Annotated in this window: 21 protein-coding genes and 1 pseudogene; 9 read left to right on the top strand and 13 right to left on the bottom strand. The window is 40.8% G+C overall.

The window, feature by feature from the left end; genetic code table 11:
• Positions 1 to 12 precede the first annotated feature (12 nt).
• The 4 genes from rpsR (at position 13) to alr (ending at position 3,496) form a co-directional block, all read left to right on the top strand.
• On the top strand, positions 13 to 240 hold the full coding sequence (gene rpsR / locus FTU75_RS03390; RefSeq protein ID WP_004278792.1) for a 30S ribosomal protein S18: 228 nt from the start codon (positions 13 to 15) through the stop codon (positions 238 to 240).
• A gap of 9 nt (positions 241 to 249) precedes the next feature.
• Positions 250 to 696 carry a 50S ribosomal protein L9 gene (gene rplI, locus FTU75_RS03385; RefSeq protein ID WP_078188585.1) on the top strand — a complete coding sequence of 149 codons (447 nt, stop codon included), beginning with the start codon at positions 250 to 252 and terminating at the stop codon, positions 694 to 696.
• A gap of 238 nt (positions 697 to 934) precedes the next feature.
• Positions 935 to 2,374 (top strand): replicative DNA helicase, encoded by a 1,440-nt coding sequence (gene dnaB, locus FTU75_RS03380; RefSeq protein ID WP_078188586.1) that lies wholly within the window; start codon positions 935 to 937, stop codon positions 2,372 to 2,374.
• 48 nt (positions 2,375 to 2,422) lie between these two features.
• On the top strand, positions 2,423 to 3,496 hold the full coding sequence (gene alr / locus FTU75_RS03375) for an alanine racemase (protein WP_180115131.1): 1,074 nt from the start codon (positions 2,423 to 2,425) through the stop codon (positions 3,494 to 3,496).
• Positions 3,497 to 3,576: 80 nt separating this feature from the next.
• On the opposite strand, the gene FTU75_RS03370 is transcribed toward alr, so the two are convergent.
• From FTU75_RS03370 to FTU75_RS03355, 4 genes and pseudogenes are all read right to left on the bottom strand, one after another.
• Positions 3,577 to 4,311, bottom strand: a complete 735-nt coding sequence (locus FTU75_RS03370) for a proteasome-type protease (RefSeq protein ID WP_180115130.1) — start codon at positions 4,309 to 4,311, stop codon at positions 3,577 to 3,579.
• A gap of 16 nt (positions 4,312 to 4,327) precedes the next feature.
• Positions 4,328 to 5,107: a transglutaminase family protein gene (locus tag FTU75_RS03365; protein WP_180115129.1), complete on the bottom strand. Its 780-nt coding sequence runs from the start codon at positions 5,105 to 5,107 to the stop codon at positions 4,328 to 4,330.
• On the bottom strand, positions 5,104 to 5,706 hold the full coding sequence (locus tag FTU75_RS03360; RefSeq protein ID WP_180115128.1) for a hypothetical protein: 603 nt from the start codon (positions 5,704 to 5,706) through the stop codon (positions 5,104 to 5,106). The genes FTU75_RS03365 and FTU75_RS03360 overlap by 4 nt, the downstream gene beginning before the upstream one ends.
• A 22-nt stretch (positions 5,707 to 5,728) precedes the next feature.
• A pseudogene (locus tag FTU75_RS03355) lies at positions 5,729 to 7,162 on the bottom strand (circularly permuted type 2 ATP-grasp protein); the annotation flags it as partial.
• A 373-nt stretch (positions 7,163 to 7,535) separates the two neighbouring features.
• Between FTU75_RS03355 and FTU75_RS03350 the strand changes: the two are divergent.
• Both FTU75_RS03350 and FTU75_RS03345 read left to right on the top strand, forming a co-directional pair.
• Entirely contained in the window at positions 7,536 to 8,534 is a 999-nt protein-coding gene (locus tag FTU75_RS03350; RefSeq protein WP_180115126.1) for a YafY family protein, read from the top strand.
• Between the two features lie 577 nt (positions 8,535 to 9,111).
• On the top strand, positions 9,112 to 10,782 hold the full coding sequence (locus FTU75_RS03345; protein ID WP_078193977.1) for an FMN-binding glutamate synthase family protein: 1,671 nt from the start codon (positions 9,112 to 9,114) through the stop codon (positions 10,780 to 10,782).
• Between the two features lie 451 nt (positions 10,783 to 11,233).
• Here the strand turns inward: FTU75_RS03345 and FTU75_RS03340 are convergent, their stop codons facing one another.
• Genes FTU75_RS03340 through FTU75_RS03325 form a run of 4 tightly spaced genes read right to left on the bottom strand, consistent with a single transcriptional unit; the run spans position 11,234 to position 15,000 of the window.
• Positions 11,234 to 12,277, bottom strand: a complete 1,044-nt coding sequence (locus tag FTU75_RS03340; RefSeq protein WP_111884274.1) for an alpha/beta hydrolase — start codon at positions 12,275 to 12,277, stop codon at positions 11,234 to 11,236.
• A complete protein-coding gene (locus tag FTU75_RS03335) occupies positions 12,277 to 13,416 on the bottom strand; it encodes a YdcF family protein (RefSeq protein ID WP_180115125.1) in 1,140 nt (379 codons plus the stop codon). Before FTU75_RS03335 ends, FTU75_RS03340 begins: the two co-directional genes overlap by 1 nt.
• 21 nt (positions 13,417 to 13,437) lie before the next feature.
• Complete coding sequence (gene murB / locus FTU75_RS03330) at positions 13,438 to 14,475, bottom strand: UDP-N-acetylmuramate dehydrogenase (RefSeq protein ID WP_180023495.1); 1,038 nt, start codon at positions 14,473 to 14,475, stop codon at positions 13,438 to 13,440.
• A gap of 9 nt (positions 14,476 to 14,484) precedes the next feature.
• Entirely contained in the window at positions 14,485 to 15,000 is a 516-nt protein-coding gene (locus tag FTU75_RS03325; protein ID WP_111884272.1) for a low molecular weight protein-tyrosine-phosphatase, read from the bottom strand.
• A 118-nt stretch (positions 15,001 to 15,118) separates the two neighbouring features.
• Here FTU75_RS03325 and FTU75_RS03320 point away from each other — a divergent pair, with 118 nt between their 5' ends.
• Entirely contained in the window at positions 15,119 to 16,279 is a 1,161-nt protein-coding gene (locus tag FTU75_RS03320; RefSeq protein ID WP_078193982.1) for an iron-containing alcohol dehydrogenase, read from the top strand.
• A 35-nt stretch (positions 16,280 to 16,314) separates the two neighbouring features.
• Complete coding sequence (locus FTU75_RS03315) at positions 16,315 to 16,746, top strand: thioesterase family protein (RefSeq protein WP_180023494.1); 432 nt, start codon at positions 16,315 to 16,317, stop codon at positions 16,744 to 16,746.
• Positions 16,747 to 16,767: 21 nt separating this feature from the next.
• On the opposite strand, the gene dnaX is transcribed toward FTU75_RS03315, so the two are convergent.
• From dnaX to FTU75_RS03290, 5 genes are all read right to left on the bottom strand, one after another.
• Positions 16,768 to 18,996, bottom strand: coding sequence for a DNA polymerase III subunit gamma/tau (dnaX, locus tag FTU75_RS03310; protein ID WP_180115124.1), 2,229 nt, complete (start codon positions 18,994 to 18,996; stop codon positions 16,768 to 16,770).
• 134 nt (positions 18,997 to 19,130) lie between these two features.
• Positions 19,131 to 19,580 carry a copper resistance protein NlpE N-terminal domain-containing protein gene (locus FTU75_RS03305; protein ID WP_180023492.1) on the bottom strand — a complete coding sequence of 150 codons (450 nt, stop codon included), beginning with the start codon at positions 19,578 to 19,580 and terminating at the stop codon, positions 19,131 to 19,133.
• An 84-nt stretch (positions 19,581 to 19,664) separates the two neighbouring features.
• Positions 19,665 to 20,951 (bottom strand): serine hydrolase, encoded by a 1,287-nt coding sequence (locus FTU75_RS03300; protein WP_180093553.1) that lies wholly within the window; start codon positions 20,949 to 20,951, stop codon positions 19,665 to 19,667.
• Between the two features lie 75 nt (positions 20,952 to 21,026).
• The gene (locus FTU75_RS03295) at positions 21,027 to 21,881 is read right to left on the bottom strand and encodes a MaoC/PaaZ C-terminal domain-containing protein (protein WP_180023490.1); all 855 of its coding nucleotides are present in this window, start codon (positions 21,879 to 21,881) and stop codon (positions 21,027 to 21,029) included.
• Positions 21,882 to 22,049: 168 nt separating this feature from the next.
• Positions 22,050 to 23,441 carry a 3-oxoacyl-ACP reductase gene (locus FTU75_RS03290; RefSeq protein ID WP_180007894.1) on the bottom strand — a complete coding sequence of 464 codons (1,392 nt, stop codon included), beginning with the start codon at positions 23,439 to 23,441 and terminating at the stop codon, positions 22,050 to 22,052.
• A 241-nt stretch (positions 23,442 to 23,682) separates the two neighbouring features.
• Here FTU75_RS03290 and FTU75_RS03285 point away from each other — a divergent pair, with 241 nt between their 5' ends.
• Positions 23,683 to 25,203, top strand: coding sequence for an acetyl-CoA C-acetyltransferase (locus FTU75_RS03285; RefSeq protein ID WP_180115123.1), 1,521 nt, complete (start codon positions 23,683 to 23,685; stop codon positions 25,201 to 25,203).
• The last annotated feature ends 1 nt before the right edge of the window (position 25,204 follow it).

Here is a 25,204-nt window from a genome sequence, read left to right as displayed (position 1 = left end):
GGAGAACATAACATGGCACGTTTTTACCGTCGTCGCAAGTTCTGCCGCTTTACAGCTGAGAACGTTACGTACATCGACTACAAAGATATCGACACTTTAAAACAGTACATCACTGAAAACGGCAAGATTGTTCCTAGCCGTATTACAGGTACTAAAGCTCGTTACCAACGTCAATTAGCGCTTGCTATCAAACAAGCTCGCTACTTGTCTTTGATCCCTTACACTGACAATCATAAGTGAGGTTGAGCTGTGGATATTATCTTATTACAACGCATTAAAAACCTTGGTAAATTAGGCGATAAAGTTTCAGTTAAAGCTGGTTACGGCCGTAACTTCCTTATCCCTCAAGGTAAAGCAGTTGCTGCTACTGAAGCTAACACTGCTGCATTTGAAGCTCGTCGTGCTGAACTTGAGAAACAAGAAGCTGAAGTATTAGCTGCTGCTCAAGCACGTGCTGACCAATTGAACGAAGTTAACATCGTGATCACTGCTAAAGCTGGTGACGAAGGTAAACTATTCGGTTCTATCGGTACTCGTGACATCGCTGACGCGTTAACTAATGCTGGTCTTGTTGTAGACCGTGCAGAAGTTCGTTTACCAAATGGTGCGCTTCGCAACACTGGTGAATTCAACATCGCAATCCAATTGCATCATGATGTTGTTGCAGAAGTTCTAGTTACTATCGTAGCTGAGTAATTTCTTGCAAAGAAAAGAGCATGCTTACGCATGCTCTTTTTTTATCTGTAAAAAATAGTGCTCCAACTTTTTTATATTTTTAACTCTTCATTCAATTCAATGTATGACGAATTAATCGGAAATACTTGTTCGCATTTCTGTAGAAAACGCCTATCATTTCAGTTCAATGAAGAGTTGAAAAAACTGTAATTAGCACCCATTTCCATCACATTAAATGGTTTCAGCATCAGGGATTTTTATGTCACAGGCGAATGCCAGCAAGCCAAACTCTACGCCAACAGCAAAAACCACAGAACAAAGTTCGTTGAAAGAGTTTCGTACCCCACCCCATAACCTTGCGATTGAACAAGCCGTGCTTGCTGCACTGATGACCGTTGCAGAATCTTTTGAGCAAGTGGGTGATGTACTGACTGAAGCTGATTTTTATGCGACCCGTCATAAATATATTTTCCGTGCCATCGATCAACTGTCAAAAGATAGCTCACCTTATGATGCGGTCTTGGTCAATGACTGGCTGATTAAACAAAACTTGCTCGATGCTGCTGGTGGCGAAGAATATCTGATGCAACTCATGTCAGATTCACCTTCAAGTTTCTATAACCTTGAAACGTATGCTGCAAAAATTAAAGAATTTTCCACTTTACGCAGCATGATTAAAGTCAGCTCAGAAATTTTACAAAATGCCTATGACACCAAAGGTCGTACGGTCAGTGAAATTTTAGATCTCGCAGAAACCAATATTTTCTCGATTGCCGAGCAACACAACAACAACGCCAAAGCACAAGGCCCTAAAGCTATTAACTCTGTCGTTGCTAGTGTTTTTGATAAGTTGAATGAACTTTCACAAACTGAAGGCAGTATCACGGGTTTAACCACTGGATTTGTTGAACTAGATAATAAAACCTCAGGTATGCAAGCAGGCGATTTGATTATTGTGGCGGCCCGTCCATCGATGGGTAAAACCACTTTTGCCATGAACTTGGTTGAAAGTGTGCTGTTTAATAATAACCTGCCCGCTCTAGTTTACTCTATGGAGATGCCCGCGGACTCGATTGCGATGCGTTTGATATCCTCGTTCGGTCGTGTACATCAAGGGCATTTGCGTGCAGGTAAAATGGATGCTGATGAATGGTCAAAAGTGACCAGTACTATTGTGCATCTACAAGAAAAGAATTTGTATATCGATGACTCATCTGCACTACCGCCAACGGAAGTACGTGCCCGTGCTCGACGAATTGCCAAAATGCACGGCGGTAAACTTGGCTGTATCATGGTCGATTACTTGCAGCTTATGAAAGTACCCGGTATGGGCGATAACCGTGTTGGCGAGATCTCGGAAATTTCCCGAAGCTTAAAAGCACTGGCTAAAGAAATGCACTGCCCAGTAATTGCACTGTCACAGTTGAACCGATCACTGGAAAACCGTCCTAATAAACGCCCAGTGATGTCCGACTTACGTGAATCGGGTGCGATCGAGCAGGATGCCGATTTGATCATGTTTATTTACCGCGACGAGGTTTATAACAAAGAGTCTAAAGAAGCAGGTACTGCAGAAATTATTATTGGTAAACAGCGTAACGGTCCAATTGGTACTGTGCGTCTTGCCTTCGAAGGTCAATACACCAAATTTAGCAACCTCTCCCCTGAGTTTTATGCTCAGTATGATGATGAAGAGTAAAGACTCTTTATCATCCATTAATTCATCGACCCTGTAGGAGTATTTAGGGTGCGCCAAGCTACAGTTTATATTGATCAACAAGCACTTCAATATAATTTAAACCGTGTCAAACAACTTGCCCCAACCGCTAAAATTGTAAGTATGGTGAAAGCTAATGCTTATGGACATGGAGTTAAAGACTGCTTAGCAGCCTTAAAAGACAGCGATGCCTTTGGTGTTGCCTGCCTAGAAGAAGCATTAGAAATTCGCGAACTGGGTTATGAACAGCCAATTACACTCATTGAAGGGATTTTTTCAGATGATGAAATGCAAATTATCATCGATAAAAAAATTGAATGTGTGGTGCATCATCAGCAACAACTAGATTGGTTACGTGAGCATAAAGATGCCTATATCGCTCAAGGTCTGAAAGTTTGGGTTAAACTCAACAGCGGTATGAACCGTTTAGGCTTTAAAGTACCTGAAATTATTGATGTCATCAATGCATTAAAGGCGGAAGGTTTTACTTGCGTACTGGCTATGCATTTTGCCAATGCTGACGCAGAAAATCATCCACTAAATGACCAACAACGTGAACAATTTTTACACGTAAAAGAAGCTTGTGCGCCAATCATGGGTTCGTGCTGTAACTCAGCAGCGATTTTCAAATGGCCAGAACTGAATTTTGATTTTGTTCGTCCAGGCATCATGCTATATGGCGCTACACCTTTCGCAGACCGTTCTGTAGAAGCATTAGATCTTAAACCAGTGATGACCTTTACCGCTGAAGTGATTGCTCTAAATACCATTCAAGCTGGTGAATCTGTGGGTTATGGATCAACTTTCGTTGCAGAACAAGAAATGAATCTTGCGATTGTGTCGATTGGTTATGGTGACGGTTATCCACGTGCCTTTCCTAAACAAAACTATGTATCTATTCAAGGACAGAAAACACGTGTGATTGGTCGTGTTGCCATGGATATGATTGCGATTGATATCACTGGTATGAATGCACCAATAGGCACTGAAGTTGAGCTTTGGGGTAAAGACCGTTTAGTTGATGACGTTGCAGAAGCGAACGGAACCATTGGCTATGAATTATTATGCCGTATGAGCGGGCGCCCTGTACGTAAATTAGCTTAATTAGCCAAATCAAGAAGCCCAGATCAAATCTGGGCTTTTTTTATTCGCTTTTTAAATTGATCTATTCGTTGATCAAATCGTTATTGAAAATAGTCAGCTGTTGGTTTTGCCAATTCGACTAAGCCCTGACGCAATGCTTCTGACCAGCCTTTACTGATCATGGTGAAGTATGGGTCTTCTTCATAAATGCGCTTACCATTTGGTATTTCTAAACTGTCCTTTTTATAAACCAAAGCATCTAAAGGCATACCTACAGACACATTCGAACGTATCGTTGAATCAAAAGAAATTAAGCTACAACGCATTGCTTCATCGAGTGGCATATCGTAACGCAAAGTTCGGTCAAGTATCGGCTTACCATATTTACTTTCTCCAATTTGAAAATATGGGGTATCCGGTGTCGCACAAATAAAATTACCTTGCGGATAGATATTATATAGCTGCATATCAGCGCTACCAATTTGACCACCTACTAATAAACTACAGTAATAATTACTTTGTTCTAAAATATCAGAGGTGACATCAGAGATAACTTTTTTTAAGGTATGCCCGACCAATTCAGCCACTTCGAACATCGTATTTACACTATATAAATTCGGCTCTTGTTTGACTTCTAGTTTATTTTGTAAATGCCCGATGACCGCTTGTGTAGTAGCTAAATTCCCAGAGGTTTGGATGGTAATAAATCGCTCACCCGCAACACCAAAGGTATAAAGTTTACGAAAAACTGAAATATGGTCAACTCCTGCATTTGTACGTGTATCACTGACAAATACCATGCCATCTTTTAATCGTAATGCACAACAATAGGTCATTTTTATCCCTCTAAGATTAACAACTCAACACTTGTACAATTGAGCTCATAGACTCAATACCACCTTTATCACGAACACCTCGAACAGGAGCTACATCCCAGTAATCCCGCCCAATCGCGACATAAATATGTGATTGTGGTGTAAATAGCTGATTACTTACATCAAAACAATACCATTTATTTTCGATATAGACTTCTACCCAAGCGTGACTAGCAAGATGGCTACTATTCGGTACAAATAAATACCCAGAAATATATCGTGCAGGAATACCCAAATAGCGACACATTGCGATCATGACATGAGTATGATCCTGACATACCCCCTGCTTATAATGAAAAGCATCTATTGCAGAAGTATGTACAGATGTCTGATTCGAAACATAGGGAATATGCGCCAAGATCGCTTCAGCCAAACGAATTAGATTGACACGATTGATACGAGGGACATAACAATCGGCAAAACTTTTCATGTAAATGTCGCATGGCGTACTCGGCGTTGGCTGTAAAAATAGTTTCGGGTTTAAATCATCCGCATTTGAATCATTTGAACTCAAATTCATCTCTACGATGCCCTGCGCCATAATGGTCATTTGAAGATAAGGTTCGCTCTGCGTTGTGGTCAACCACACATTACCAAAAGTATCCAATTGCATATCACGTTGCCCCGGCACACTCACATCCCAATTTTGCACCTGTTGATGCGCATTAGTGGATGGGGTCATTTTGATATATTGAATGCTTCTGTTTACCACATCAGTGTAAACATAATGGGTCTGATGGTTGATCATGAGCCTCATACAGCCACCTCAAACATATTTTGGATATGATCACTGAAATGGTAGAAGTTTTGGCTATTCGGCTGCTGTTTAAGTGCCAACCATGCCTCTTGCACGCTTTCCCAGCCAAACTGAACCAAAGCGATTACGATATGTTCAATCTTCGCTAGGGTGTATTGAATCTCCTGCTGCATGCGCAACTGGCGATCAAGCTGCTCTATAGCTTGTCCTAAACTAAAAAATAAAAATACATCTTCAGATTCGGACTCTAAAACATCTTGGCAATCTGTTACCACGTCACAGATATAACCCGGGTTATCACTCGCATTACGAATTAAACGGCTGAGTTCCGCATAACTTTTTGCTGAAAGTACACCCCTTAAGTCCTGTATATTACTTTGCGCATATTTAAATTGGCTGTAAAATGACGCCGGTTGCTCTGCATTTAAAACCAATTCATTCATTGAGTCGACATCGAAGGCTGGTAAACAAAAAGCATGTGCATAGTTCAATGCCATATCGACATCTTGAAATGGAAAAATACTGCATAAATATTGAGTGCGTGCTAAATAACGTCCCAACCAAAAAATATGTTCTGCATTACTGTTTAATAAAATCATGTTTTGCTCCTTCACTGAAGTGCTATGAGCGTAAATCATCTACTACCCACGTATCTTTAATACCGCCGCCTTGCGAAGAATTCACTACCAATGAACCTGCTTGCATCGCGACACGAGTTAAGCCACCCGGTACAATTTCAGTTCGATATGGAGAACTCAGTATAAATGGACGCAAATCGATATGGCGTTCCGAAACACCGGCCTCACTTAGGGTTGGGCTGACAGATAATTTTAAAGTCGGCTGTGCAATATATAGATGTGGTGCTGCGGCCACTTTATCTTTAAAGCTATTTAATTCTTGTAAAGAGGCTTGCGGACCGATCAACATGCCGTATCCACCTGAACCCTGTGCTTCTTTTACCACCAATTTTTCGATAGTCGACAGCACATAGTCTAAGTCGTTCTGCTCACGACATTGATAGGTCGGCACATTTTTCAGAATCGCTTGTTCGCCTAAGTAGAAATGAATCATTTTATCCACATAAGGATAAATCGATTTATCATCTGCTACGCCTGTTCCCGGTGCATTTGCAATGACCACATTATGTTGCATATACGCTGACATGAGCCCTGCTACACCCAAAGTACTGTCAGGTTTGAAACATAATGGATCGAGGAAAGCATCATCCACACGACGATAAATTACATCAACCTGTTGTCGACCTTTGATGGTTTTCACATAAACCTTATCGTTTTCTACATAAAGGTCACGCGATGTCACTAAGGGTACATCCATCTCCCTTGCCAAAAAGGCATGTTCATAATACGCACTGTTAAAACGCCCTGGGGTTAAAACCACGATAAACGGGTTATCGACGTAGGCATTTTCTGCAAGAATTTCACGTAAAAGCTGCGGATACTGCTCAATCCCCATAATGTTGCTTTGCTGGCAAAGTTCAGGCATCAGTTTTTGACTGATCTTACGGCTTTCTAGCATATATGACACACCCGACGGTGTTCTAAGATTATCCTCAAGGACGTAAAATTCGCCTGATTGATCACGTATGATATCAATGCCACTGATTTGGCTATAAATTTTACCTTTTAGCCCATGCATATACATTTGTGGCAAATAGGCTTCATGCGTTAAGACTTGCAGTTCAGGAATAATTCCTGCTTTTAAAATATCTTGTTGATGGTAGACATCATGTAAAAACAGATTGAGAGCTTTCACGCGCTGTGCACAGCCCAGTGATAAATTATTCCATTCCTTTCGTGCAATCACACGAGGAATAAGATCATAAGGAATAGTGCGTTCAATGCCCTCATCTTCGCCATACACTGTAAAGGTAATACCCTCATAGATAAAATGTTGTTTTGCCACCTGATTTAGTTGTTTTAATTCATCAAGTGTATGCTGTGATAACCACTGCTCTATCCGTTGGCATGATTCTTTAGCTACCGTTTTACTGTCGCGCATTTCATTAAAAAAATTCGAATTAAATTGATTAAACAGCGCATGTCCTCGAGTAAGAGGTAAATTTTTTAATGTAGAGACAGAAGTATTGACCAACTTTGCCTCATAACCCTCAATTCCATTTGAAGTTGTATTACGATTTTCTTTCAGCATAGCAACTCCATGTTTTTGTTTTATATGAATTAGATAAAGCAATATATATACCATCAATACATATGTTGCTTCTCTTTGATTATTTATGCATCATTTTTGCAAAGCGGTACAGCATCTAACTGCTCAAGTTGTGTCAAATTGCGTTATTAAAATCATCTTAGTTTTTTTCAGATGAAGACTTGCTTAACGCAGGAAGATTTCTTATTGTGTCCCACAGCATCATTTTTATTTATTTAAGTTCAAGTTCAAGCACTAGATTATGTCTTCACAAGAAAAAGAAACGTCGAACAGCCTCTATCGTCAGTGGCAAATTCTTTCACGACTGTCCACAGGTAAGTGGATGGGTACGCGTGAATTACAAGAAATACTGAACCGTGAAGGCATTGATATCAGCCTACGCACCATTCAGCGTGACTTAAATCAAATTTCTCTGCGTTTCCCAATTGAGAGTAGTAAAACAACTCCACAAGGCTGGCGTTGGCGTTCTGATGCACCGATTCAAAGCTTGCCTCATATGACTAGCTCACAAGCGGTCACCTTTATGATGGTTGAGGAGCACTTAAAACATTTGCTTCCACCGAGCTTAATTGAAGAAATGAATCCTTGGTTTGATCTCGCACGTCGAAGTTTGTCGTCGCAAAATAATGTCCGTCAGTGGATTAACCGCGTGCGAATCGTGCCAGCTACTCAGCCATTGATTCCTCCTGTGGTTGAAAAAGCAGCACAGCAATCGATTTATGAAGGCTTACTACAAGACAAACAACTCGAATGTCTTTATCAAGGTCGTGGACAACAAAGTGAAGAAAAGACCTATATTTTAAATCCACTGGCTTTGGTCCAAAAAGGTGCTATTATCTATTTGGTTTGCACACGTCATGACAAAACAGACATCCAAACCTTTGCTTTACATCGTTTTAAATCTGCTACGGTCTTAAATTCACGTGCATTACACCCTGTCGATTTTGATATTGATGCCTATATTGACTCTGGAGCGCTTGGCTTCCGTGTGGACTTCAATAAGCCGACTGAAATGATTCAGCTCAAATTAACCATGTCTGAAGCAGAGGCGGTTTATTTTGAAGAAAGTCAGCTAAGTAAAGATCAAGTGATTCAAAAAACCGAAGATGGCTGGGTTGAAGTTAGTGCAACAGTACCTTTTACCTCTCAATTAACATGGTGGCTGCGTAGTTTTGGTAAAAAGATTCAGAAAATCGAACCAGAAGAAGTCGCTGTCGTTGTACAACAACGTAATGACTAAACTATTCTAAGGTTTCCTGCTACCTGAAATGTTAAATTTGAGGTAGCAACTTTTATTTCATAATAAATATTTAGCACTTAATTTTTTGCTTAGATTTTCACTTAAATTATCAACACATAAAAAAGTCCCAACGCTGGGACTGGATAATTTCTTAGAATATTTTTGTAATTTTAGTCGTTTAGGTCAAAGGAACTACAGCATAAGTATCTGCTGAATACCTTATGCCATAGCGCTAATTTCTCATGACTATAATCAATTACTGACATAGGCAGGCTAGGTCGGCATTATTATAACGAATAGATTTCATAGTCATATTCAGCACCTCATGTTTAGAAAGTAAAATCACTTTAACCTCCATTTTGCGTACTGTGAAATAACAAGAACCGCGCTACTTTTCACAAATTTTCTTAAAGAACATTCCTGCTTTTCTTATCTGATTTGGCTTTAAATGAAAAATTCATCCAACTTCAATGTTGTTTTTTATAAATGCTACACTGAATCAACAAATTAAAGCTTGAGCATTGTGCATAAACTCGGCAAATTATGAGCAAATGAGCTGAATAAGATTTTTCAAAATATGGCCAGTCCAGCGCAAACTATTCGCCACAAGCTACTAAATACTTTTTTTTCTCGGCATTCAATTTGGTTTGCTTGTATTTTTATCTTCCTACTCATTTCGAGTTTTCATTTAGGTTATTCCCCTCGTTATATTCAATATTTTATTCCACAAACCTTATTGAATAGTATCTGGGTCATTACTGGGCTTTTAAGCTTATTGGGTTTGTATGACGTCATACAAAACAAACATTCGATTTTAAAAAATTACCCTATCATGGGGCACTTTCGTTTTTTATTTGAAGAATTTCGACCTGAAATTCGCCAATATTTTATTGAATCTGATCAAGATGCATTGCCCTTTTCTCGTATGCAACGCAGCTTAGTCTATCAACGGGCAAAAAATCAAAATGCAGATAAACCATTTGGTTCAATTGTTGATGTTTACCAAAATGATTACCGCTTTATCAATCACTCTTTGTCGCCTTGTATTCCGGCCATTCCTGAAACTTTCCGCATCAATATCGGCAATGAGCAATGCAAGCAGCCGTATAGCGCATCGATATTAAACATCTCTGCGATGAGTTTTGGTAGCTTAAGTGCCAATGCCATTCGTGCCTTAAATTTAGGTGCAAAAATGGGCAAGTTCTACCATGACACTGGTGAAGGCAGTATCAGTCCTTATCACTTAGAAAATGGTGGTGATATTGTTTGGGAACTCGGTAGTGGTTACTTTGGCTGTCGTACCATTGATGGTCAATTCGACCCTGTACGTTTTGCTGAACAAGCCAAGCACCCTCAAGTCAAAATGATTGAGATCAAATTATCTCAAGGTGCAAAACCAGGCCATGGTGGCATTTTACCTAAAGACAAAATTTCCGAAGAGATTGCTCAAATCCGTGGTGTCAGCCGTGAACATGACTGTATCTCTCCATCTAGCCATCCTGCCTTTAGCACCCCTATTGAAATGATGCAATTTATTCAGCAATTGCGCGAACTGTCAGAAGGCAAACCTGTGGGTTTTAAACTGTGTATCGGGCAACCATGGCAATTTATGAGTATCGTAAAAGCCATGTTACATACAGGGATTACACCTGATTTTATCGTAGTGGATGGTTCTGAAGGTGGGACTGGCGCTGCGCCGATTGAATTGATCGATAATATGGGTACGCCACTGCGTGAAGGCCTACTCTTTGTTAATAACACCCTGATTGGTGCAGGCTTACGTTCAAAAATTAAAGTCGGTGCCAGTGGTAAAATTATTAGTGCTTTTGATATTGCCAGTACCATGGCAATTGGCGCAGATTGGGTCAACTCAGCTCGTGGCTTTATGTTTGCAGTTGGGTGTATTCAAGCTCAAAGCTGTCATACCAACCAATGTCCAGTTGGCGTTGCGACACAAGACAAAGACCGTCAAAAAGCCATCCATGTTCCGACCAAAGCAGAACGTGTTTTTAATTTCCACAAAAATACCTTGCATGGCTTATCTGAACTTATTGCCTCAGCAGGTTTACAACATCCATCCGATATCCGTGCGCACCATCTAGCGCAGCGGATTAATAACCGTGAAATTAAAAACTATGCACAGCTACATTTTTGGTTAAAAGATGGGGAGTTACTCAGCTGTGAAAATAAAGATGAGGAAAACTTCTATTTCCGTATGTGGAATATGGCTCATCTAGAAAAGTTCTGATTCCTCCACCCAAAAAAAAGAGGCGACTACGCCTCTTTTTTTTCGTCTAGATCCATCACACTGATTAAGGTAAGCTGTGCTCAATCGTCAATTAGTAACTGATGTTACGCGCGTAAAAGTAAATACGCATTTTTAAAATAATTTTTAAGCCTATTCGACGGAGTCTTACATCTAGGGCTTAAATAACGGGATTAGCCTTCGGCTGGAGGTACTCTTACGAAACGTTGTTTCTCATTTGGTAAAATGAGAAGCGTGCTTCGCAAGGAAACCATCTTGCGGTGCAATGCACCTCACCAACAAAACTCGTTCACTAGCGTCAAATTATTCAAAGTATTGCAAAAACATTTTTGATTAGGAGTAGTCCAGTCTCAAACACTTGCGGATGACCTTCCCGCGTATCGTACTTTTATTTGAATCAAATTACGCTCCTGATGTTAGTGCGTAACATCAGTTAGTAATAAGACTTGCTATTCGATTGAGCATGCAAGAATGCCGGGATCAAACCTGTTAATGCAGCACGAATATCGGCACGTTCATTAATCAGCTGATGCGAACCTTCTTCAAGCATGAGAAGCGTCTGTAAACGAAATTTACGACGTATAAACTCAATGTTATAACGCCAATCTACAGTTTGATCCTGTGCGCCTTGCGCTAACCACACCGGAATACGACACGCTGGGCGTTCCTCCATCTCCTGCATCCATTTTGACATGGCCAAAATCCAATCCATCCCCATCATTCGTGGTTGTAGAGGATCTTTTAAGCGGACAAAACGTAAAAACTCAGGATTATGATTATTCCGTCTAAAATGACGTGGCACTTCACGTTTAATACGACGAATAATGCCTAACCCTACCGAATTATGCCACCATGCCGTTTTTGCAGGGCGAATCAGCGGAGATAATAATAAAACCCGTTCGACATAAGGGTTTTTGCGATGTTCAGCAAAATCTAACAGATGATGCAGCCAAATCGCACCACCCGTGCTCTGTCCAATCCCTAACCATGGCGTCGGTAATTGAGCCGCATGTTTAACATAACGATATACCGCTTCCAAAACTTGTTGGTAATGGTCAAAGTTTTGAATACTGGCTGGCGATCCATTACTTAGACCATGCCCCGGTAAATCATAGGTTAAAACACTAAAACCTTGATCTAAGAGTTCACGAATAATCGGCTGATATATTCCACTATGCTCTAAATAACCATGCAATAAAAATACAGTGCCTTTAATGACATCCGTTTCAGTTTTCAGTTTCGGTTGAAATACTTGTACATGTAATTTGAACAAAGGCATTTCTACATAGCCTTGCCAATGTTCACAGTTCAAGGCATCTAAACCATAAAGTCGTCTATAAGACTGTATTTCAACACTAGGCTCAAAAGGTCGATTTAAATTTAGCGGTTCTAATACTTGTGGGGTTAATTCTCGACTTGGAACAGGAAGATCTAATTGTTTAAGGATCGAAGGATTAAGAAATGGGATATCTGACATTATGGGACCTCCCGACAGTCACTTGAGCCAAACCAAACATCACGTAAGGTGGCTAATAATTCATAATTAGCACGACGACTATGGTCATAATTTTTTTCACTTGGTCGCCATGTAGTTAATGTTGTTGGCATAGGTGCAACAACAGGAATGGTTTCGATACCATTTAATGCAAATAAACGACGTGTTCGAGGCATATGATATTGGTCAGTGATTAAAATAACCGTCGGTGCGCCGCCTTTTTTCTGTAAAAGCAACGAACTAAAACGCGAATTTTCGCATGTATTCATACTGCGGTCTTCAAGCAATTTCGCATCGACATCATATTGCTTTAACCATGCTTGCATATACGGTGCTTCTACACCACTCAGTACAATCGGTAACTTATTGGCTCGTTCAACATCGAGTGTTTTTTCCAGTCGAAGTCGTGTGTAGTCATTTACTACAATATCTTTATCATTTTTATCTAAGGTTAAACCACCACCTAACACCACAATCGCATACGGCTCTGCGGTTGGCTGCTTTAATGTTTTATCTTTCATTTTGGCAAGATCAAGATAAGTTTCATTATCGATCGGTTCCGCTTCTGAAGCCGCTTGCTCAATTTCATGGGTTTTTAAGAACTCTGTATATTGAGTCATCAGTCCTTTATTTTCCGCACTATTCAGCTCAAGCAGCTCTTTCATTTTTTGAGCAGGATTTTCCGCCAATGCTTCAGAAGAAGCCGCCTCGGACGCAGAAGGATTCAGCAGAGGTACTTTCGGTATGTCCTTTTGACTATCATTCTTTTCTTTTTCATGTTCTTCTTCAATGAGCTGCTGTAACGCCTTATAACGTGCTTGTATAAGGGTTAAATCTTGAGGCTCATCAGACTGTATGGCTTGCTCCATGAGTTTTAAATACGCTTGGCGCGCTATCCATAAGTCAGAACCCGGCTCATAGTTATCATCATCACTCAAGGCGCCGAGTTTTTGACTTTGCGCTGCGAGCTGATTGACTTCTACAGGAACGAAATAATTTAAACTTTTAACGATCAATTTAGAATAAAACGGCGTATAGATAAAAATCATTAGACAGCCCAAAAGTACAAATAGCACTGCGGCAATTTGTACTAAGCGAACCATCCAATGTGTTTTATGCATAAATCTAAAACCTATGTGTTTTTATTGATCTGCGTGAGATCGAATCAAGCCATTTGTATCAAATAATACAGGCTCAGGATGTAGTTCAATATTAAATTTTTCAAAAACATCATGTTGTACAGCTTTGTAAGTTGTACGTACATCTTGCAGCGTGGCGTCCTGATAATTGACCAACACCAAAGCTTGCTTATGGAACATACCCACTGAACCCACAGATTTCCCTTTCCAACCTGCTTGGTCAATTAACCAGCCCGCTGCCAGTTTTACCGCATTATTCGGTTGTGGGTAATGGGGTAAATTGGGAAATTGCAGCGCAATTTGGTCAAAGGCTTGCTGGCTAATCACAGGATTTTTAAAGAAACTTCCGACATTTGGAAATTCTTTTGGATCTGGGAGTTTGGTTTGACGAATATGAATGACTTGTTGTTGTAGGTTTTCTGCACTTAAGTCTTCACCCACTGCCTGCTTTAAATCACCATAATTTAATTTTAAATCTGCATGTTTTAAAAGTTTAAACGTGACATGCGTAATAATAAAACGCTCTGTCTCATCTTTAAAAATACTATGGCGATATGAAAAATGACAATCGGCAGCGCTAATACTACTTTGCTGTTCTGTTACTCGGTCATAGACCTGTACAGATTCAATAAACTCACCCGCTTCAACACCATAAGCTCCAATATTTTGCACAGGTGAAGCACCGACTAAACCGGGTATCAATGCTAAATTTTGTAAGCCATAAAACTGGTGTGCCGTCGTCCATAGCACAAAGTCATGCCACACTTGCCCAGCACCCACTTTTAAAGTCTGTGTATCGGCATCGTCTTGTACATATTCAATACCTTGAATATCCATGTGCATCACTAAAGCATGTATTTGCTCAGGCAACAGCATATTACTGCCTCCTGAAAGTACCAATACATTTAATTGCTCAGCTTTGGCAAAGTCGAGCGCTGCTTGGATATCTTCTACCGATTGAACACGTACATAATGAGATGCTACAGCATCGAGGCTTAATGTATTAAATGGCTTAAGCTGAACCTGTGTTTGAATTTGCATTCTTAAACCTTAATTTTTTTGCTGTGCTTGTAACTGAGTTTTTAAATAATTGACCCAAGCCTGACTGCTAGATTCGCATTGATCTAATACATGTTCAAACCCTGCATCACCACCATAGTACGGATCTGGTACTTCTTGTTGCGGATATTGGTGATCATGTTGACTCATCAAAGACACTTGTGCACGTAGTTGACCGAATTGTTGCTGCGCCTTTTGCATGAGGTTTTGAATATTGTCTAAATTTTCGTAGTCCATGGCCAAAATCAAATCAAATTCAATAAAATCATGAACCGTTAACTGACGTGCGCGTAATGCAGATAAGTTATAGCCACGTAATTTTGCATGCTGTTGGCTACGTAGATCAGGCGCTTTGCCCGGATGATAATTGCTCGTACCCGCAGAATCGACGTGAATATTGAGTTGCGCTTCATCACAAAAATGTCTGAGAACCACTTCAGCCGTAGGTGAACGGCAAATATTTCCTAAACAAACACACAACACCTTATATGGCGTGCTGGATGACATAACAACCTCAAGACTACTTTTATTTCAAGCGTCTTATGTTAAGTTATTTACAGGATGAATCCTATATCAACACTCAAGAATAATGTTTATTTGGATATAAAAAATTAGGGATAAGCCAATGAGTCAATTTCAGTTTCAAACCGTCAGCAATATTATTTCAGGCTTAGGCTCTATTTCCCAACTGAGAGAGGTCCTAGGCGACTTTCAAGCCAAACGTGTCATGCTTGTGACCGACCCCGGTATGTTGCAACAACAATTACATTTACCCATTTTGGATATTTTAGAAAGTATCCATCAAGACTATGTAATTTATTCCAGTATTCAAGCTGACCCTGCAGAACATATAGTTTTGGATGCAGTTCAATTTGCCAAGAATGAAAAAGTAGATTTGATTATTGGTTTTGGCGGTGGCAGTTCAATGGATGTGGCTAAAATTATCGCGATCTTGGCTCATCCTAAGCAAACACAACAGATCAGTGATTTATATGGTGTTGCTAATGCAAAACGACCACGCTTACCGCTCATTTTGATCCCGACAACGGCAGGGACCGGCTCTGAAGTCACACCAATCTCTATCGTCACTACAGGTGAAACCACCAAAACAGGTATCGTCTCCCCTGTACTGTATGCCGATGTCTGTATCCTCGATGCGAACTTTACATTAAATCTTCCCGCACACATTACCGCAGCAACCGGTATCGATGCCATGGTGCATGCCATTGAAGCCTATACATCAAAAATTAAAAAAAATCCGTATGCGGATATGCTTGCTAAACAAGCTTTGCGTTTATTAAATAAAAATTTAGCGCTGGTTTTACACGACGGACATAACCTCGAAGCGCGTCAGCACATGCTGGTCGGTTCAATGCTTGCAGGTCAGGCCTTTGCTAATGCGCCAGTTGCAGCGGTGCATGCACTCGCCTATCCACTCGGTGGACACTTTCATCTCTCGCATGGTCATACCAATGCACTGGTTCTCGCTGAAGTGTTAAAGTTTAATGCACCTCAGGCCAAGCAGCATTATGCAGAACTCATGAGTTGGCTAGACCCATACAGTACGGGCTGTACCGATGGTTTATGTGATTTATTTATTGATCATATGCAAAATCATTTAGATCAGAGCGGTTTGGTGCTTAAACTCAGTCAACTCAATGTGCCTGAAAATATGCTCGATCGTTTAGCAGAAGATGCGCTATTACAAACACGACTATTACAAAATAATCCGCGAGAACTGCAGTTTGAAGACGCTCGCCAGATTTATCAATCGATCTATGCCTAAAGTTTACTCATTTTGAAATAAAGAAAATACCAACGATGAAACCTGAAACTAAACGCCGCCAAAACTATCGATTTTTATTTCCAATCCAAACCCGTTGGGCAGACAACGATATGTATGGTCATGTCAATAATGTCACCTATTACAGCTATTTTGATACCGCTGCAAATGCACTCTTGATTCAACATGTCGGTTTTGATTTGCAAAATACCCCGATCATTGGTTTAGTGGTCGATTCAGCCTGCAGCTTTTTACAAGAACTGTCCTATCCTGAAATCATTGAAGTTGGAGTTGCGATTGAAAAAATTGGTAATTCTTCACTGCGCTATGACTTAGCCATTTTTAAACAAGGACAAAATGAGGCTGCAGCTCAAGGACATTTCGTGCATGTATTTGTTGACCGCCAAACACGAAAAAGCACCTCGATACCCGAAGATATGCGAGATGCTTTAACTCAGTTTTTACTTTAATTTTTATATCCAGCTTAAAACTTATTTGAGCTGGATATTTTGCAACTCACCATCAAAGCTTTTGAGTAAGTCTTTCACAACAGGCTCAGCATGTAATAACTCATTTGCACGTGCAAACGCTTTTTCTTTGCGGACATGTTGTAAAGCATACGGTGTAGTTTCTTCGACATCTTCAAAGCTGATATGGAAACGACATTTTGACCATTGCGTATGAATGGCTTGTTCCAATACATGCTGTAATTGAGTCACTAAAGCTTCGTATCGCTTTGGAATATGGAAAGTCGATTCACCGTCAATCGTACCGCGCATAATGCCATGCTGCGCCAACTCTTGTACCGCAGGTGAAAGTTGGCTATTTCGGAACCAATACTCCCACTTTTCGACCGTCCACTCACCTTCAAGGGTTTGAGGCTGTAAAGTCAAAATATCTTGTGGCATCAAGGTAGAAGATGAACCCGTTTGAATAGCATCCGAAGAAACGGAACTTTGCGTAACTTGTGGTGATGCTAGATCAAAACCATTGTCGCCTTGAGCACCCGAAACTGATTCATTCACCACATGTTGTGGTTCAATGGCATTGATCAAATGTGGCTGAGCTGTTTCAGGCTCTACACTTTTTGACTCTAAAGCTGTTGGTTCTAAAGGTGCAATATCTTCAAAATTTATAGCGCTCACATCAACTTCTTCAGTTTCAGTACTCGGCGTCGGATCTAAATCAAATAATGTATCTTCTGCCACGGCATCCATAACAAGCGTGTCATTTTGCTGTGTCGATACAGATTCAACCGGTGCAACCTCTTGCGTATCTAGAGTGCCATTTGCTGTAGATGCTGTAGATGCTGTAGAAGTTTGGCTTATTGCGTCTTCTTCAGGATCATCTAAAAAATCATCAGATGAAGGTTCATCGACTGTAGGTGCAGAAACATAGCCATCATCGTCATCATAATGTGAATCATCAAAATCATCGAAAGCTGGCGATGTGTCTACAGCGGGTACAGCTTCAGGCTGCTCAACAGTGGCAACCTGTGCAGCAGACTCAACAACGGTATTGGGTTGCTGCAAAGACTGTGTTTGAGTCGGCTGAACTGTTTCGGCCTGATTTTGAGCGAGCTGTGGCTGTGCGGCTGACTCTTGCTGTACGGCAGAGACCAACATTTCGTTTGGCTGTAATGGTCGGAATGCTAATAGACGCAGCACACACATCTCAAAACCTTGCTCTTGCGTGACTGCCAACTGCAAGTCTGCCCGACCTTTGCATGCGACTTGATAATACAACTGCAAATCTTGAGCTGAAATCAACTGCGACAATTGCATAATTTTTTGATTGATCTCAGCGCTATATTTCAACGCTAAGTCTGGCAAGTATTGTAATAATGCCAGTTCATGTAACGTTGAAATCAACTGATCTAATACCAGCGAAACATCCAGCGCTTGTTGACGGAATTGCATGAGTAAAGCACTCACGCGTTCACGCTGATTTTGATGAATGGCTAAAATCAAATCATAAATGATCGTACGGTCAATTAGGCCCAACATGTCTTTAACATCTTGGTGCTGAATTGAACCCTGACCATAGGCAATCGCTTGATCAGTTAGTGACAATGCATCACGCAGTGAACCTTGAGCCGATTCAGCAATTTGCCAAATCGCATCTTGCTCCGCTTGAATTTGTTCTTTTTGTAAGATATCTGTCAAATGCGATGTGATTTCATCCACCGCTAAAGGACGCAAAGTAAATTGCAGACAACGTGAAATTACAGTAATCGGTAATTTTTGTGGATCTGTAGTAGCAAATAAGAACTTCACATGCTCTGGCGGTTCTTCCAACGTCTTTAATAACGCATTAAATGAATGCGTAGAGAGCATATGCACTTCATCGATCAGATAAACCTTGAAGCGACCTTGGGTTGGTGCATAAGGAACGTTGTCGAGAAGTTCTCGGGTATCTTCAACTTTGGTCCGTGATGCCGCATCGATTTCAATTAAATCAATAAAACGACCTTCATTTACCGCTTTACACGTTGGGCAGACTTCACACGGCGTTGAGGTTACACCTGTTTCACAGTTCAGACATTTTGCCAAAATACGGGCAATGGTGGTTTTACCCACGCCACGAGTACCTGTAAATAAATACGCATGATGTAACCGACCACGTTCTAAGGCACTGGTAAGTGCGCGTGACACATGGTTTTGTCCCACGAGTTCAATAAAATTTCGTGGACGGTATTTTCGTGCAAGTACTTGATACATGTATGCTCCTTTTTACAGGTGTAAGCATACTGTTTTTTTGTCTAATAGTGAAATAAATGGCAGAGTTTGGACAATAAAAATCCGATCTTGAGCTATCACAATGATCAGGCAAATTTAATATAAATTACGAATGCTTAAACTGCTTTATTTAAAAGGAAATCACTCTGCATTTGATAGCGTTTCGCCGTCTGGTCTTCACGAATTTCTAGCAATTGCTGATCCAAATCTACATACAAAAGATTGCGCGTTTGCACATTCATGAGTTCTAGCTGCTGCTTTGATTCATCTTTAAAACGAATTACACCTTTTAGCACTTCTACTTCGTTATGACCACTTAGACTTTCACGAGTAAGTGTATAGGTTTGGTCTTCATGTAGCTCAAGAGCCACAGCCATACCGGGACAATCTTCACAACGAGAAAGACAGCCCATACACGGCGTTGTACCTTTAAAATCACCCACCCATGCAGCTTGCTGTTTTTCGGCAGTAATCGCTTCTATCTCTTTTGCTTTCGTTTGAGTTGAATCCTGACAACCCAACATTGCCGATGTTGCGACTAAGGGAATCAAAACAACTTTTTTCATAGGGATATCACAGCAGTCTAAAGCTGCGAGGGAAAATAGCATATTTTTCACATTTCCCCAATTTCTGTTCTATTCCGAAGTATCTTAAATCCAGCCTTTACGCCCTTTTAATACTTTATCTGCACAGCGTAAGGTTTCTTGAGTTAGGCCCCATAAGCGATAATCGCCGGTGATTGAACCCGTCGCAAAGTTATGTGTATAAGCAAAACTTAAATCACGCTGCGGATCACACCAAGCCCCAGAACCATTAAAACCAATATGTCCAAAACCTTGACTCGATTTGCCTAAAGTTAAAATTCGATGATATCCCAAACGCCAATTCATCGGTAAAGGCATAATACGATCACGCTTTTTATATTGAATTTTACTTAAAGATTCAAAAACTTGTGGTGTGATTAAGGTCTGTCCTTGCCACTGACCATGATTGGCTAGCATTGCATAGATTTTCGCTAAACTATTGGCACTAAATACGCCTGTTGCCGCAGGAATAATGGCTTGCAAACCCTCATCACTAAAAAATGAAAACTTGCGCATTCCTTTTGGAATCATACCATCTTGAAAGTCTTGCAAATTTTGTCCCGAAAGTTGCAGAAGCTGATCAAAGATTGATGGTTTTCGTGTCTCTGTCTTTTTTTTCGTTGTCTGCACTTGGGTATTCTCTTGTACAGTTGTATCTACAGCACGTTCTAATTTTTTCTTTTTCGGAATCAAGCGGGCAACCTCACTGAGTTGATGCTCTGGTACACCAAAAAAAGCATGATCCAACTCTAAAGGTTCAACCAAATACTGTTGCATCAATTCTGTAAGCGGTCGACCTGTAGCGTTTTCAAGTACACCACCGACTTGCCAACCAAAGGTTAACGGTTGATATGCTGCATCAGTTAATGGCTCAAAACGTGGCTTAGCTTGTGCGATGACTTTAAGCATATGTGGCCAATCAGCCATTTCAGATGCTGTTTCGATGATATTACGGATATCGTATAAACCACTCTGATGACTCAGCATGTGCCTTAATGTGATATCCGACTTACCATTTTGAGCAAACTCCGGCCAATATGTTGCAACGGGAGTATCGTAATCAAGAAAGCCTTCGCTCACTAAAATATGTGCAAGCGTTGCAAGTACGCCTTTACCCGTGGAATAACAGACTGAGGGTGTATTGGCCTGCCAAGCTTCTTCGGCTGACTTTTTACCAGTCCAAATATCCACGACTTTTTGACCTTTAAAATACACCACTAAGGCGGCTCCGCCTAAGTGAGTTCGAGCATCCTGCATACGGCTAAATTGCGCCGCCAAATCTTGAAACGCCTCGTCAACCGTACCTTGATAATTATTCTTCTGTGCAAATAGATATTCTTTGAGCGCCTGCATCATCATTCCTTTGAATATGAATCGCTTGAGATTAAAACAAAAAAGCCTAAACCGATATCGATTTAGGCTTAAGTCTTACAGTGCTTTCACACTTCCCGCGACATGCGGTTTTTTGTTTTTGCTATTTCGAATTGCAAACTCGGTATCTTGTCCAGTTTGAGCCGTTAAAAACTCAACTTGTGATGGGAGATACATCGGCAGTTTAAACCAGACATCTGCTTCATAGGCATCTGGCAAAGTTAAGCTCGACAAGGCTTTGGCTTTACTCCACATACCATGTGCAATGGCTTGTTTAAAACCAAACGCTTTAGCGGTTACAGCATGAATATGAATCAAGTTAAAGTCACCAGAAGTCAACGCATAACGGCGACCGGTATTTTCAGAAACATTCCATTCAGCTTGAACTTGCAACTCTGCTGGCTTTGTTTCGGTAGATTTTGCCGCAGCTTTGTTCTCAGTTTTTTGACGTGCTAAATACGTGGTTAATGATTCTACAACCACTTCATCGCCCACTTTTGCAGTGGTAATAAAGTCAAATTGCACGCCTTTATCATGTGGCTGTAATTCACCAAATTTGCATGACAATGACAGTGTTTCATTCACACCAACTTTGCGATATTGCTTCACTTGGTTACGAATATGTACCAAACCTAAGATCGCAAATGGAAAAGCTTCCGTAGTCATCATATGCATTTGCAAACTTTGAGAAAGCACAGCCAAATAAATCGCTGGGATATAACCATTGTTTTTAAAGCCACAGACTTCGTTATAAGCTTTTAAATGTTTTTGATCGACCTTAAATGAATCCACCACATATTCAACTTGCGGCAGCACTTTTTCAGCTTTAGGCTTTTTAAAAATCAAGCCTTGAATCACTTTTGGATAGGCTAAATAAGGTTTTGGAAGTTGACTAAAATGGTGAGTATTCATACTAAACCTTTGGAAGTTTTTATTTCAATGTTTTAAAAGCATCTTCTCTTGCGCCATATATAGCTCAAGGAGAAGGCTAGAATGAGGGTTAGACCCATTCATTTATAGCAAATTTTTACCTCTCCCTAGCCCTCTCCTAAAAGGAGAGGAAATTTTAAGAGGAATGTATTAAGCCCCTAACAAGCTTTGACCACACACACGTACCACGTTACCGTTCAAGCCAGTCGACGCAGTTGAAGCAAACATCGCAATCGTTTCTGCAACATCTACAGGTAAACCGCCTTGACTCATCGAGTTCATGCGACGACCTGCTTCACGGATTGCAAATGGAATCGCAGCAGTCATTTGCGTTTCAATAAAGCCTGGAGCAACCGCATTAATGGTTACACCATTTTTCAATAATGGAGCAGTAAATTTAACCACACCAATTACACCTGCTTTAGAAGCAGCATAGTTGGTTTGACCTAAGTTACCTGCAATACCTGAAATAGAAGATACGCAAACAATACGACCATTTGCATTGAAGCCATCATTTTCAAGAAGGTAATCATTTACACGCTCAATCGCAGACAAGTTAATGTTAATCACCAAATCCCAAAGCTCAGGCTTCATATTGGCCAAAGTTTTGTCACGGGTAATTCCGGCATTGTGCACGATGATATCCAAACCACCTTGAGCAGCTGCCGCAGCTTTGATTTTTTCACCGGCATCGCTTGCAGTAATATCAATCGCGAGCGTAGAACCGCCAATTTCACCTGCAACACGGTCAAGGTCAGCTTGCTGCTGTGGAACGTCTAAACAAATGACATGCGCGCCATCACGTGACAATACATGTGCAATTGCTTCACCAATACCACGGCTTGCACCTGTTACTACAGCTGTTTTGCCTGCAAGCGGTTTATTCCAGTCAACATCCACAACATCTGCTTTCGAAACACGAATCACCTGACCCGATACATAAGCTGAACGTGGTGAAATCACAAAACGTAATGCAGATTCTAAGTTTGCTTCAGCACCTTCGTCCACATAGACTAACTGTGCAGCAATCCCTTTCTTAAACTCTTTACCGACTGATTTTACAAAACCTTCTAGTGCACGTTGTGCAATGGCTTGTTTTACAGTTTTCGCAGTTTCTGGTGTTGTACCAACAACGACAACGCGACCAGACGCCTGAATTTGACGCGCGATTGGGTTAAAAAATGCATATAAGGCATGCAGTTGTTCTGAGTTTTGAATACCGGAAGCATCAAATACCACAACTTTAAACTTAGACTCTTTATCGCCTTCGTTAAATGCGCTTAAGTTTAGACCTGATTTTGCCGCAGCTTGTTGTAATTCAGCATTATTGCCTGCATAGCTATTGGCATGAATATTTGCCAAAACTTGTGCAATAGCACCAGACAATGTTGAAGCAGGCGCTGCACCGAATAAAACCGCACCTTTAACTACAGGTGTTGCAGACTCAAAACGCTCTAAAAAAGTCGGTGATGGTAAACCTAAATTTTTGATGACAAATTTACCAATAGGAGATTTTGCAAATGTTTGGTATTGATCAGTCATGTTTATTATCTCTCATACAGATTAATTTTTGATGGATTTGAAGATATCCCTTTAACTTCAAGATGATGTCAGATACTTATATTTCAATAGTTCCATCAGTTTCCATGGAATCATACTTGAGTTAAACCGCAGATGGCTTGACCTGAATGCTTTAGCGAATGTCATTTTAGTCAATTTACCCCTTTGGTGAATATGCTAATGTAGCCGTCAAGAAGATCATCAACATGCTTGGAAAAGCCTTATGAGCAAAACAACTCAAGAAAATCCAGCAGTCCAAAGTCCGACTACGGGAACTGTGTCAAATACATCAAAGAGTACGCCACGTACCGCTAAAAGTACGGGCACAGCAACCAAGTCTACAAGTGATGCCGCTAAAACGAGCCGTCCTCGTCGTGCATCTACGCGTACTAAAACACCCGCTTTAAACCCTAAAACAGCTTCAAAATCAACAACTCAAACGTCTGTTCAACAGGATAATACCATGAGTCAAAACACAGTTCGCCGCGTTGCTATTATCGGTGGTAATCGTATTCCTTTCGCTCGTTCTAACGGCGCTTACTTCACTGCATCAAACAGCGATATGTTCACCGCTGCATTAAATGGTCTTGTTGAACGTTTCAACCTTCAAGGTCAACGCCTTGGTGAAGTTGTTGCTGGTGCCGTGTTAAAACATAGTCGTGACTTTAACATGACCCGTGAGTGTGTACTCAATACCGAACTTGCTCCTGAAACACCTGCTTACGATATTCAACAAGCATGTGGTACAGGTTTACAAGCAGCTTTCTTGGTTGCTAATAAAATCGCATTGGGTCAAATCGAAGTGGGTGTTGCTGGTGGTGTAGATACAACCTCTGATGCACCTATCGCTTTTGGTGATGGTTTACGTAAAGCTTTACTTGAGTTGAACATTGCTAAAACGGGTAAAGACCGCCTAAAAGCATTAACTAAAATTAATGTTAAAGATTTGATGGATGCACCGAAGAACGGTGAACCACGTACAGGTCTTTCTATGGGTGACCATCAAGCGATTACGACACTTGAATGGGGTATCTCTCGTGAAGCGCAAGATGAACTTGCGGCATCTTCACATCAAAAAATGGCAGCTGCATATGAAGAAGGTTTCTTCGATGACCTGATTACGCCATTCCTAGGTTTAGAACGTGACAACAACTTACGTGCAGACTCTTCTGTAGAAAAACTTGCGAAGTTAAAACCAGCGTTTGGTAAAGGCGATGCGCGTACGATGACTGCGGGTAACTCGACTCCACTGACTGATGGTGCGTCATGTGTCCTTCTTGCCTCTGAAGAATGGGCAAAAGCAAACGGTCACGAAGTTCTTGCTTATTTAACTTTCCAAGAAACTGCGGCAGTTGACTTTGTAGAGAAAAAAGAAGGCTTATTGATGGCGCCTGCTTATGCAGTGCCTCGTATGCTTGAACGTGCAGGTATTACGCTTCAAGATTTCGATTACTATGAAATTCATGAAGCGTTTGCATCTCAAGTATTGTCTACACTAAAAGCATGGGAAGATCCTAAATTCTGTAAAGAACGTTTAGGCTTAGATGCACCATTGGGTTCAATTGATCGTTCTAAATTGAACGTGAAAGGTTCATCTCTTGCTGCAGGTCACCCATTTGCTGCAACTGGCGGTCGTATTATCGCAACTGCTGCAAAACTATTGAACCAAAAAGGTTCAGGCCGTGTACTTGTATCGATCTGTGCTGCGGGTGGTCAAGGCGTAACAGCGATTATTGAAAAATAAG

Origin of the sequence: Acinetobacter sp. YH12140, assembly GCF_013418475.1 — a bacterium.
In the GTDB taxonomy this organism is placed as follows: domain Bacteria; phylum Pseudomonadota; class Gammaproteobacteria; order Pseudomonadales; family Moraxellaceae; genus Acinetobacter; species Acinetobacter amyesii.
This window is presented reverse-complemented; position numbering and strand designations above follow the sequence as displayed.